Origin of the sequence: Desulfuromonas acetoxidans DSM 684 (assembly GCF_000167355.1) — a bacterium.
GTDB lineage: Bacteria > Desulfobacterota > Desulfuromonadia > Desulfuromonadales > Desulfuromonadaceae > Desulfuromonas > Desulfuromonas acetoxidans.
The window spans coordinates 1-12679 of record NZ_AAEW02000012.1 but is presented as its reverse complement, the minus strand read 5'-3'; the positions used below and the strand labels follow the sequence as shown (position 1 = coordinate 12679).

Annotated in this window: 10 protein-coding genes; 3 read left to right on the top strand and 7 right to left on the bottom strand. The window is 51.6% G+C overall.

Annotation, left to right across the window (positions count from 1 at the left end; all coding sequences use genetic code 11):
* The first annotated feature begins 58 nt into the window (after window positions 1-58).
* Complete coding sequence (locus tag DACE_RS10770) at window positions 59-667, top strand: SHOCT domain-containing protein (RefSeq protein ID WP_006001141.1); 609 nt, start codon at window positions 59-61, stop codon at window positions 665-667.
* A 133-nt stretch (window positions 668-800) separates the two neighbouring features.
* Here DACE_RS10770 and DACE_RS10765 read toward each other — a convergent pair whose 3' ends face one another.
* Both DACE_RS10765 and DACE_RS10755 read right to left on the bottom strand, forming a co-directional pair.
* Complete coding sequence (locus tag DACE_RS10765; protein ID WP_006001138.1) at window positions 801-1487, bottom strand: gamma-glutamylcyclotransferase family protein; 687 nt, start codon at window positions 1485-1487, stop codon at window positions 801-803.
* Between the two features lie 414 nt (window positions 1488-1901).
* On the bottom strand, window positions 1902-3815 hold the full coding sequence (locus tag DACE_RS10755) for a putative nucleotidyltransferase substrate binding domain-containing protein (protein WP_006001137.1): 1914 nt from the start codon (window positions 3813-3815) through the stop codon (window positions 1902-1904).
* A 180-nt stretch (window positions 3816-3995) separates the two neighbouring features.
* On the opposite strand from DACE_RS10755, the gene asnS reads away from it, so the two are divergent.
* Entirely contained in the window at window positions 3996-5369 is a 1374-nt protein-coding gene (gene asnS, locus DACE_RS10750; protein WP_006001136.1) for an asparagine--tRNA ligase, read from the top strand.
* A gap of 786 nt (window positions 5370-6155) precedes the next feature.
* On the opposite strand, the gene DACE_RS10745 is transcribed toward asnS, so the two are convergent.
* On the bottom strand, window positions 6156-6425 hold the full coding sequence (locus tag DACE_RS10745) for a hypothetical protein (RefSeq protein ID WP_006001134.1): 270 nt from the start codon (window positions 6423-6425) through the stop codon (window positions 6156-6158).
* Window positions 6426-6462: 37 nt separating this feature from the next.
* On the opposite strand from DACE_RS10745, the gene DACE_RS10740 reads away from it, so the two are divergent.
* On the top strand, window positions 6463-6642 hold the full coding sequence (locus DACE_RS10740) for a hypothetical protein (protein ID WP_006001132.1): 180 nt from the start codon (window positions 6463-6465) through the stop codon (window positions 6640-6642).
* Window positions 6643-6740: 98 nt separating this feature from the next.
* On the opposite strand, the gene DACE_RS10735 is transcribed toward DACE_RS10740, so the two are convergent.
* The 4 genes from DACE_RS10735 to DACE_RS10720 form a co-directional block, all read right to left on the bottom strand.
* Complete coding sequence (locus DACE_RS10735) at window positions 6741-8510, bottom strand: hypothetical protein (RefSeq protein WP_006001131.1); 1770 nt, start codon at window positions 8508-8510, stop codon at window positions 6741-6743.
* A 243-nt stretch (window positions 8511-8753) separates the two neighbouring features.
* Window positions 8754-10199 (bottom strand): hypothetical protein, encoded by a 1446-nt coding sequence (locus tag DACE_RS10730; protein WP_006001129.1) that lies wholly within the window; start codon window positions 10197-10199, stop codon window positions 8754-8756.
* 32 nt (window positions 10200-10231) lie between these two features.
* Window positions 10232-12097 carry an AMP-binding protein gene (locus tag DACE_RS10725; protein ID WP_006001127.1) on the bottom strand — a complete coding sequence of 622 codons (1866 nt, stop codon included), beginning with the start codon at window positions 12095-12097 and terminating at the stop codon, window positions 10232-10234.
* A partial coding sequence (locus DACE_RS10720; RefSeq protein WP_040367126.1) for a 3'-5' exonuclease occupies window positions 12097-12679 on the bottom strand: 583 nt, incomplete at its 5' end. The genes DACE_RS10725 and DACE_RS10720, both read right to left, overlap by 1 nt.

Below are 12679 nucleotides of genomic sequence, written 5' to 3'. Positions count from 1 at the left end.
GGCAACCCTTTTTGTTACGGTATCTTCTTTTTCAAACTTAAAATGACATGGAGGCCTTGTGAGAAATACGATTCTGTTTCTATTCATAATTACACTTTCCGGTTGTTCTTATTCGGCGAAACCATACCCAATGAAGTCTGGTATGGTTACAAATTTTAGATCGAATTCATCAATAAACATTGTCAACGAACAGGACATTCAATCTGCTAAAGTAGAAAATTCACTATTGAATGTTGATCTACATAAAGCAACTGAGTCTACTATAAATTTACTAGAAAGTGAGCTAAACAAAAAAGGCATTAAAAACAATAAAGACTCAAAAAAGAAAATCTTTGTTTCTGTAGAAAATTTCTATTTTAGTGACTATTTTATGGTCGTAGGATGTACATCTACTATTAAAGTAAAAACAAGCGACGGTACAACTAAAACCTTTCAAGAACATAACAATTCTGGAATCGGGCTTGCTCAGGCATGTAACTTTGCCATAACAAAAACTATCGCTAGCATAATTAACGATGAATACATAAGGTCTTTTATCAACTCTGATTCTTCACACCAGATAAACCACAGAGAAAAACTTGCAAAGCTGAAAGAGCTTTTCAAGGAGGGTTTAATAACAAAAGAAGAATACGACAGTAAAAGAGGAGATATCATCAAAAGTATTTAGACTACTACTGGCTTAGGCAGATTAAAAAGGGAACCGTTTTATCGGTCCCCTTTTTAATTTAAATATGGCAGCCCCGCCTCCTATCCCTTTGCAGTCTGCAGAGTTAAAGCTGCATCCATCATAGCAAATCAAATTACCTCTCCCGCTTACCCCACCCACACTGCTCACGATTTTCACAAAACTCATGACACGGATGATGGGTCAAGACCTCCTGCAACAATGCTTCCTCACGCAACAACGGATCAACCATCACCTGCTGATTCACATCACAATAACTGAGGCGTTCATACATCTGATCAAGTTCGGATTCAGGGCGGGCCGGGCCGTTGAAGGCCTTCCATTGACCGCATTGGATACGCACCTCGCGGTGGTGCTGGTTACTCAGGTGGGATTCGGGATAGGTATACACCCAGGCATCGACTTTGCTGAGCTGGCCGGGTTGAGCCGGATCTTCGCAGATCAGGGACATCTTGCGGCGCAGGTAGATACTGCGATGTTCGCGGGTGGGGAGATAATCTTCGAGCCGGTCGAGCACTTTGATCACCTTGAGCGGATCGTCAAAGGTCATCAGCTCACCGGCCACCAGGGTGGAGCAAGGATCTTCCGGCACGATGAGGCCGGGAAAGCCAAGGGGCAAATTGTAGAGATAACCACGGCAGTAGCCGATACGGATGGTGTTGACGCGCTTTTTGATGTAGCGGTTGAAGTTGCTGAACCGCTCCATCAGGCTGCCGTAAAAAAAGAACGTCGCGCAGTCGTCCACATCGCGGGCGCGCAGCTCGTTTTCCTGACGCCAGCGTTTTCTCAGTGATAAAACCATTGAGGACCTTTTCTACAAATAGCACTCAGATTGCAAACGTATAACTTGTAAATAATACCACTCATCGAACTAAGCAGCCATGCCCTCCCGTACTGCAGCGCCGAACGTAAGGAACGTCGCCGTGATGATTTTCGGCAAACTGTTTGAGGACTGTTGCAAACAGGCCGAGTTTTTGCCGATATCACGGCGTAAGAGACTGGAGAGAGGGAACTCGAAGAGCGCGAAGCCCGGGAGTCGATTTTGCGCCACTTTTGTCGACGCAAAAGTGGCCCGACGTGCGGGCGCGGAAGCCCGCGTCACGTGGGCACCATGTTGGTGAAGGGATGATGCTGGCCTTTGCAATGCGTTCCACGTACTGAACCACTAATAACGAGTAAGGAACTCTACTGCCACACCTAAAAGACTCAGGATAGGCTACGACAATCCCTTACCAAAATGACTCCGCGTAGCACTCTGCAACTTACTCACCGCATCAAACGAACTACGCAACAAATCCTGTTCCGTCTTACTCAAAGCATTGGGATCAATATAATTACTGGCCGGTTCACCGTTTTGCAGCAAGCTGATCTCATTACGCAAACGCAGGAACGACAACGCCTCGAACGCCACCCGGATATGCTCGGCCGTCTCTTCAGCAAACACGTGCTCTTCGGTCAACTGCCGTAGCCGATCAAGTGTGGTCAGCGCGCGAATCTCATGTTCCAACGCAAACATACGCAAGCAATCGACAATGTACACCAAGCCACCCTTCTTCAAGGACAGCTTGCCTTTGTTGTCGCCACTCTTCTCAACAGTAAATCGCCCCCACAGGCCGGTGGGCACCTTGTGGGTCAGGTTCAACTGCATAACATGGTATAGGAAACCGGGATATTCGCGCACCGACTGGAAGACGATGCTCTGCAGCGAGTGCGCCAACCCGGCATCACCAACTAGCGGCGTAAAGTCGAAGAAGATTGACGAGTAGCGCACCTTGTGCGGCTCGGGGTTGGCGGCCCAGTCGTCAATCCGCGCGCGCCAATCGATGAGACGGCCGCGCCAGGCCTCGTTGCTGGCCATAACATCGCCTTCACACAGTGGATAGCCCACGTCATCCAAGGCATGCACCAGCTTATCGGCCAGCGGGATGAAGAAATCATCGACCTCTTTCTGCTGCCAGTCGGGAAAGTTCTCAAAGATAAAGCCGTTATCCTGATCCGGACCAAGCAACATTTCACGACGACCACCACTGCCCATAATCAAAAAGCAGTAACGGACATTGGGCGGCGTATGGCCTTCATCGATCATCTGTTGCCAGCACAACTCAAAGGTGCGCTTGATCAGGGCATGATGAATATAGGACAGAATCTCCATCACTTCGGGCGCGCTGCGCGTCTCGGATAACAGCGACGACGCCACCCGCACCAGACTGCGATGGATGGCGGCAAGACCATCGATGGTGTCGGTTTCTTCGACACTGCCGATCATGATCATGGCTTTTTGGCTGCGATACCGCAGCAGATCACTCATCGACACCATGCCGACCAGTTCGCCACCGTCAACAATCGGCAGGTGCTTGAGCTTATGCCCGGACATGTAGGCCATGGCCTCATACATATAGGTCTGCGGCGACATGGAGACGGGATCTTCGGCCATCAATTCACTGGCCGTGATGGTCTCGGCATCGGCTCCTTTAATCGCCAGAACTTTACCGATCACGTCGCGGCAGGTGACCATGCCGACCATACTGCCACCATCGTCTGTCACCACCACGGAGCGCACCTGATGTTGGCTCATGAGTTCAGCAATCTCACGCGCTGAGGCCTCAGTACGACAGTGCAACACCGGCGCACTCATGATCTCGGACAGACGCTTTTTAAATGGATAGGATTCCATCTGTGTCAGCGCCTTCTGGCTATGCTCGGCAACAATGTCGGCATAGAGATGACGTACACGATCAACGACCATGTGGTTGAAATACGCTTTAAAGCGGGGAACCTTGTCGGCCACATCCACCACCAGCGGCTGTGGCAGCAGGAAGCACTCCGTGCTTTTAACGGTGCGCGCACCACCGGTGTACGGATCGCCGGTAAACAACGGCGTACAACCGAAGGTACTACCGGGGTGGCGGTAATCAACAACGATCTCTTCGCCACCGGGGGTCAGCACGGTAATCTCGACCAGACCGTCTTTGATCACGTACAAATTGCCGTTAAACGGATCGTTCTGGTTGAAAACATGGAAGTGTTGCGGGAATTTTTTTATACTGGCGGAAGCTCGAAGCTGTTCAAACAACTCATCGGGTAGATGACTGAATGGCTCACGGTCACGCAATAGACTGAGGTCGGACATAAATGCCTCCGGCGGTCAGATGTCTGGGAAAGTTCAAACAGTTTATCATTGTGGTCTTAAAAGGCAAAACTCTTTTAAGGATAAAAGCCATAAAAAATCTTTGGCATCAATCGGTTAGCCAACATGTCAAAAGATGAGACATAGTTCTATAATGATATCATTCGACCATGGAGAATTATCATGCGATTAAAAAAACTGCTCGCAGCCGAAGCACCACAGCAAAACGTTGAAGTGCGAGGCTGGGTGCGCACCCTGCGTGCCAGCAAAGAGGTGTGTTTTATTGAGCTGAATGACGGCTCGTGCTTTGCCTCGCTGCAACTGGTGGCGGATCGCACCGTGGACAACTTTGCCGAGCTGGCCCACATCGGCACCGGCGCCTGCATCAAGGCCAGCGGCAACCTGGTTGATTCACCAGCCAAAGGGCAACGCTGGGAACTACACGTCAGCGAACTGACCGTCATCGGCAACGCCGACCCGAGCTATCCGCTGCAGAAAAAACGCCACACGTTTGAATACCTGCGCAGTATCGCCCATCTTCGGCCGCGTTCCAATACCTTTGGCGCGGTGTTTCGGCTGCGCAATGCGCTCTCTTACGCGGTGCATCAATTTTTCCAGCAGCGCGACTTTCTCTACGTGCACACGCCGATCATTACGGCCAGCGATTGCGAAGGTGCCGGAGAGCTGTTTCGTGTGACCACCCTTGATCCGGCAAACCCACCGAAAAACAACGGTCGCATCGACTGGCAGAAGGATTTCTTCGGCGCACGCACCGGCCTGACCGTCAGCGGCCAGTTGCAGGGCGAACTGTTTGCCACGGCATTCAGCGACATTTACACCTTTGGCCCAACCTTCCGCGCGGAGAACTCCAACACCAGCCGCCACGCGTCGGAGTTCTGGATGATTGAACCGGAGATCGCTTTTGCTAACCTGGCCGACGACTGCCAATTGGCGGAAGACTTTTTACGTTATCTGGTCAAATACGCTCTGGAACACTGCGCAGAAGATCTGCAATTTTTCAATGATCGCATTGAAAAAGGTTTGCTCGACAAGCTGACCGCCCTGGCCGATGCGACTTTCAGCACCATGACCTATACCGAAGCGATTGAGCAGCTGAAAAACAGTGGTCAAAACTTTGAATTCCCGGTGGAATGGGGATTGGATCTGCAATCGGAGCATGAGCGCTACCTGTGTGAGCAGGTGGTCAACGGCCCGTTGTTTGTCACCGACTACCCCAAGGAGATCAAGGCGTTTTACATGCGCGCCAACGAGGATGGCAAAACCGTGGCAGCCATGGATCTGCTGGTGCCGCGCGTCGGTGAAATCATCGGCGGCAGCCAACGTGAAGAACGGCTCGACGTGCTGACCGCCCGGATGGAAGAGCTGGACATGGCACCGGAAAGCCTCGACTGGTATCTCGACATTCGCCGCTGGGGGAGTTGCCCGCATGCCGGGTTTGGTCTTGGGTTTGAGCGGCTGATCATGTATTTGAGCGGTATGGAGAATATCCGTGATGTGATTCCGTTTCCGCGTACGCCGGGTCATGCGGAGTTTTAGGGACGTTTTTTTGACGGATAAAATCTTAAAGTCAAGGTCGCCGGGTTTCGCCCCGGCAGGCGACTTCCTTTTGGCTTGCCGCCCAAAAGGAAGCAAAAACCGGCTGGGATTCACAACGATTTCTTGACTAAGATAGGATGAATCGCTTTCCGGAATGCTTCACGGATTCGGCTCGTCGCCCTTGAGGTCAACGAATCGTGCGCATCATCAGCTATGGCATTGACGGTGATAACCGTCATTGCTCTGCTCAACGAAGTTGTGCTGGCACCTCAGCAAAGAGGGAGCGGGCGTTGCCCGCCCCACGGCTACTAAAATTGAACAGGCCGAGTTTTTGCTGACATCACGATGTAAGTGAATGGAGAGAGGGAACCCGGAGGGCGCACTGGGGTTGTTATTAATCAGGTGAACGAGTGGTGTTGCTTGAGATTTTTTGCGTCAGCAAGGCAGACTGAGGAGCGATAGTGGTTCTATAGCGACGAGGGATAACGCAGTCTGACGTGAAAAAGATCTGCAACAACTCCGTGAATTCTGATTGAGGACAGCCCCTTGGGAGTCGATTTTGCGTCCCTTTTGTCGACGCAAAAGGGACCCGAGGTGTGGGCGCGGAAGCCCACGTCACGTGGGCACCAAGCTGCACAAACGGATGTGGCTTAAGAAAGCAAGCAGTTGAAGCGTTAAAGACCTTTGTAACCAAAGAGTTTACGGACCAAGATACGATGGAGGTTCGCGCCGCAAAAGCCTGGGACAGCCCCCGTGCGGGGACAGTCCCGGTTTTGCTACATTGTACTAAACAGGAATCCTCCGCTTCTTACAAAAACTGCGAATCACCACCGACGCCTGATTCAAACGCGACATCTTGGTATTACGCTGCTTGATGGCCATAACATCCTCAGCAGGAATGGTCTGTTGACGCAAGTCACGCAGGACAATGGCAATATTATTGAGGATGGTTTTCATATCCGTCGCGGTATATTGGCGCAACATGGGCGGTGTCATACTCATGTAGCCTTCGGCAAGATCTTGGGCGAGTTTTTTCGGACTACCGGCAATGGCCATAATTTTACCTCATCATAGAAACAAGAAAGGACATCACATGGTTGAATACAAGGTTGCAGAGACCTCTATTGTAACCGATGAAACCCTGGAACGCACCATTAATGAATGGGTCAGCCAGGGATGGGAATTTGAGCGGATTCAGTTTGCCATGTATGAGGGGAGCAAGCGGCCGGGGATGGCGTTTGTTTTGTTTACCCGCGAGGTTGAGGAGGAATAGGTTCTCACTAAAAAACCAACAAAAGGCTGTTACAACATGGCAAAAGAGAAGAGGCGCACCCCGAAAAGTGCGCCTTAGCAGATCACAAAACCAAAGAATCAGTGTGGCAGCAGTCCGTCCAGGACGATACCATCATCAAGCAAGCTCAAGACTTTCGGATTAGGGAAGATCAGCGAATAACTTCGTGTATCCACATCAAATCTCGGCCCGTCCCATACCGGTTGCGAAATGGGATAGTCCACGTCAACCTCCCCGACACTGAAGAGATCCGTCCCTTGCAGATCAACATTGTCGACCAGACCGACCTCCAACAAACCAGTGGCAAGCGCTCCATCGTTTTTCTCAAATACCCCTGTAACAACACCGGCAACCGAATAATCCAAGGCAAGAGTCATATCAGTATCAACCACGCTGTCGCCATCTTCATCGTTGGTGTAACGGTAACCAAGCAACCGTTGCTGGTTGTCATAATCAAGATAGAACGCTTCCTCCTGATCTTCTGTCGTGATCGTTCCCTCCACCAGAAGATTGCCCTCATAGAGATAATCGCGGCGTTCGGCCTCAAGAACACGATCAAAGGTGCCATCGCCATCATCATCGTAAGAATTGGTCACCACACGTGAGCTCAAAAACCACAGATGATACGAGTAGGTCGATTCGGTTCGCAAACTGATATAATCCAGTTCGCCGTCCAGGTCGGCATCGGTGTATTCGTCCAGACAAATACGAATCGGCCGACCATTTTCGTACTCAAACGTTTCGGTACTATATGAGTAGCTTTCCAGCGGCACACTTCCTTCTGGAGATTCAACGCGCGTCCACGCCGTTTCAGTCGTCAGGAGCCCATCGCTGTCATAGCCCCAGAGGTAGCCATACTGACGAACATGCTGCCATGAAGCACTGTCCGCAAGCCGAATTTTCTCCTCCATAATGCATGAGGTCATGCGACCTGCTTCATCATAGGCATATTGGGCCGAAAATTCTCTCACCACCGTCGACTCGTCGTCACTGACGGGTTGATAGCTCTGTGCCACCAACATGCCCTCATCGTCATAGACAGATTGGAGAGTTATGGCGACCTCTTCTTCTCCCTCAGCAACAAGGCTGAGCATGAGCTGAGTGATGACCCCATCGGTATAAACATAGTCATACGAGATAACGGCTTCCTGAATCTCAGGTTCAAGACTGCCGGCGTCGCCATCGTCATCGTACCGATAATAAACACTTTGACTTAAGGGGCTGCCTTCCGCATCATAAACATAGGTGACACGTTGTTCACGTTCATAATCGCTGACACCGTCAGCATCCGTATCATGCTCTTCGATAGATGTACTGACCAGGATGTTTCCTGAGGCATCATAGGAACTGATCTGTTCCAGAGTTGCATGGTTATCAACGCTGCCGTCATGATCGTCATCGAACCAATGAAGGCAGGTTGTGGAGAGATGATTTCCATCCGCGTCGTAGCGATAAGTGTCGTCCCGACCCTCTTCAGCATACAAGGCAACCTGTCCGGTCACATCATCGTAGCCATAAGATTCCGTGACAACGCCGACCAGCAGACCGAGCCCATCAACAACTCTTGTCGCTGCTGCGGTTGATGATGACAAGGTTTCAGGATCATAGCTGTTTGTCACCACCTCGCGCCGATCGGTTAGGCCATCGCCATTGTCATCGTATTCAGTGGTTGTTGTAATCTCAACAACCTGCAGTGCGCCATTCAATGTATGGCTGGTTGTTTCACGGACATCCCAATAACCATCTTCATTGGTATCGGTTTCGACAACGGAATCTTCAACCCCGAACGGATATGTGGTTATTGTGGTCGTACCGGTAGAGGAGCTCCCTCCCCCCGAGCAAGCAGACATCAAAACAACCCCGATAAGGACGGTTGCCCCCTTCCACACCAACGCTGAAAGCTTCACTGGTTCTCCCCCATTCTCAACTTCAAGTCAATCAAGCGCCACCTCGCATTAAAAAACAGCAGGCGACAAACACTGAGAACCATTGCATCTATAAGCAATGATTGTCAATTATCATTTAAGTATTTTTTCATCAAATAAGATAGTGATATGTGTGCGACAGAGCAAAAAAAAGCGGGGGGAGGGGGATTATGTTATCAAATCATTGAGCCAGTTGTTTTTTTCGACAAGTTGGTGCTGGACGCGGTCGAGCTGAGCACCAATAAACGATTCAGACAGAAACGCATCGGCCCGGAGACCAGCTTCAACTTTGACGAGAAAGGATTGAATAGACTCTTGTGCCACCGGTTTTGGCTGATGCGCCCAATGCAGCAACTCGCCCTGAGCTTCAAGGCAGTAACGCTCCAGATCACTGACGCGGTTAAACCCGGCCAGAACCAGAATCAACATCTGCCAGTCTTCGTGGGAGCGATCACGTTTCAGGCGCAAAAACGCAAACTCGCTGACGCGATGGCGCTGATCGTCAAACAGCGACAGATGATCACGCTGCTGAATCATTTTGATCAGCTCATTGCGGGCAAAGCGCCGCTCCTGCACCTGTCCATCTTCCGTCACCACCAAATCGCCACCGAGGAGCAACAGACACAGGTAATCGCCAAACTCCGGCACCTGCAACGAATCAGACGGCACACACTCGACATTGAGATGCAGACTGTGCGGCGCAACTTGGAGATTAAACGCCATCACCTGCCGAATGTAGCGGGCGAGAAATCCGGCATCGCGGGTCAGCGGCATGGAGAAATTGCGCGGATAATCCATGCGTACCAAATTGTATTCGAAGAACCCACCGATCCACGGCACGGGCAAATAACGGCGCAAACGCACGTGGTGGTCGAGGTAACCACCGAGCCGCCAAGTGACATCCCCTAGAAAGAACTGGTGAAAGTAGATGAAATTATGAAATTGCGCATCCTGTCGGTGGCGACCAAAGGAGTGCTCAAATGCGGCGCGGTGACCAAGGTTACTGAATTCAAGCTCGGCACCCAGAGCAACACTGCCGCCAGAGCAACAGGCCAGGGTTCTATCCACGGCTTCAGCGAGTTCGTCGTCTTTGACCCAGGAACGCACCACCACATAGGCGCGCAGACAATAGAGATAGAGATGGCGACTGCCCTCCTCCATCACCTGATCGACCTGCTCCGCCACCAGGGCATCAACCAGCGACTCATGCGCCACCAGCCACTCCAGGGCGGCCAACACTAGCGGTGCATCGGGATAACAGCCCGGCTCCGCAGCCAGTTGGTCGCCATACTGTTTGCGCAGCCGTTGCACCAGAAAACCTAGAATGTAATGGCGAAAAATCAGCGGCAGGTAGGCACGGGTAATGGATTTTTTACGCCAGATCCGCCGGGAGATACAAAAACGACGGTGCTGACGACGGGCCGCTTCATTGAGGTTGTGTTTGAAGGCTTGTTGCGGATGGGCATAGCGGTTTCGGCGAAAAAAGTGAAAACGTCGCCGATATGTTACCCCAATGAATTCACGCAGCACCATGCCACGCTCGACGGCGGACAGCCGTCCATAAAGCTGGCGGTAATGGGGCCGCTGTGCTTCATTGGGGAAAAAGAACGCCATTGTTCTCCCATACGTACGAGGTTACAAGGACATCAAATGCCCTCCATCTGCAAGGCGATCTCTTTGAGAAGATCGCGGTTGACCCGGTTGTCCGGGGTCTTGGGCAGATACTTGGTAAAACGAATTTTATCCGGCAAATTCAACTCACCGATCTCTTCAATAATGTGCTCACGGACCTCACGCAGGGTTTTTTCGCGATAACTTTCGTCACGAAAATCCTTAAGCACGCAATAGGTGACGAGGATATAGCCCTGGGACGGATGATCGATGACGATGGCCGCACATTCGCGCACCCGTTTCATGGTCAACACGGTCTCCTCGATTTCGTCGAGACTGCGCCGTCCCGCACCGGTACTGAGAATATCGTCGAGGCGACCAGTCAGGTTGAGGTTGCCTTTGTCATCATAGATCGCCCCATCACCGGTACTGAAATAGGTACGCTCGGGATATTTTTTCCAGAACGTCTGCTGGTAGCCCACCTCATCTTTGTAAAGATCCTGCAACATCGATGGCAATGGTGTCGCCAGCACCAGACGCCCCGGTTCACCCGGTTGATCAAGAACATGGCCCTGGGCATCGACAAGGCGGGCTTCAACGCCGGGCAGCGGTGCCATCATAGTATCGTCTTCAAATCCACGTACCCCCGGCACCCCGGCAATCAGGCAGCCACCGGTTTCGGTCTGTCCCCAGATCTGGGTAATCGGCAGGTTGCGGTTATTGGTCAGTTCAAACTGGGTCCAGTCGTAAAGGTCTTCGCTGATTTTCTCGCCACCACAGCCAATGAGACGCAACGAGTTGCTGGAACGGTTGAGATAGCGTTTGGTGCTTTTAGCACGCATGACACTGCGCAAGATCGTCGGCGTCGTGTAGAGCACGGTGACATGGAACTTATCGAGATAATCGAAGAAAAACTGGGTATTTTCGTAGGAGATGGTCCCCTCGTAAAGAAACAGCGTCGCGCCCAGTGCCAGCGGTCCATAGACACTGTAGGTATGACCGTTGACCCACACCAGATCGGCGGTATTCCAGAAGATATCCATGTCGTCAAGATCGAACAGCAACTCGGTGGTGAACTGCGCCCACACCAGATAACCGGCGAGACTGTGCACGGCGGCACGTGGCTTCTTGGACTTGGTGGAGGTGTAAATCATGAACAGCGGCTCGTCGGCATGGCGCACCAGATCAACGGTGGCACCACGGGAGAACTCCGGATCAGTGATCAGGTCGTGATACCAAATATCGCGCTGCGGCCGCATCAATACCTGCTTGTGCGTATGGTTGACGACAATGCAGTGATTGATCTCGTAATCAAGCCGTTCCAGAGCTTCGTTGACCACGCCTTTAAGGGAACGGGTGCGCTGATGGGCGCCGTCACAGGTGATGATAAACTTAGCCTGGCAATGGTTGAGGCGCTGGGCAAGCGCTTCGGCCGAATAGGCCATGTGGTAAGCGACATGAATCGCGCCGATACTGGCACAGGCGATCATGGCGATGACGGTTTCCGGAATATCCGGCATGAACAGCAACACCCGATCGCCCTTTTTCACGCCGAGATGAACCAGACCATTGATCATCGCCAGCACTTCATGGGCCAGAGTCTGATAGGTATAGGTGCGTTCCTCAAAATTGGCACCGCGCCAGATCAGCGCCGCTTTATTGCGCCGCTCAGTTTCGAGATGGCGGCCGAGAATATTATGATACACATTTAGTTTACCGCCGGTGTACCAACGGTAATAGGGCGGCGCCATGTTATCGAGCACCTTGCGGTACGGCTCGTGCCATTCAATATACTTCTGGGCCAGCGTATCGAACAATGTCGACGCCGATTGAGCCTGGTACTCTTCATATTGTTGGGCGGAGATTTTTCTCCGCTCATAATTCAGCTTGGGATGAACCATTACATGTTTTCCTTCCGTGACATGTCCTGTTGCGCCCGGTACAGATCATTGAGCGTCTGATACGAGTTGGACAGTTCGTGAAGAATGCGCAGAAACACTTTTGCCGTGGCAATCGAGTCTCCCAACGCCCGGTGGCGTTGTTCGCAGTCAATACAATACACATTGAGCAGATCATCGAGCTGGGTGCTGGTATTATTCTCCATCACCAATTTGTGCAATAACATGGTATCCAGCCACGGTGCCCCTTCAAGGTTGCAGTCGTAGTTTTCGCGCAGGTGGCGGTCAAGCATTTTCAGATCGAAATTAATATGATGACCGGTGATCATGCTGTCACCGATAAAGGTCATAAACTCCGGCAGAACTTCGCCGATGCTCGGTTTATCCACCAGCATATCGTCGGTAATGCCGTGAAATTGAATCGACTCCGGCGGAATGGACGTCGGCGGCTTGACATAAGTTTCGTAGATTTTGGTGATCCGGCCTTTTTTGATTTTGACGGCGGCCGCATTGATGATCGTGTCTGTGGTCAGATCCAGTCCGGTGGTTTCAAGATCAACAATACAGAACGCAGCTTCACGCAGT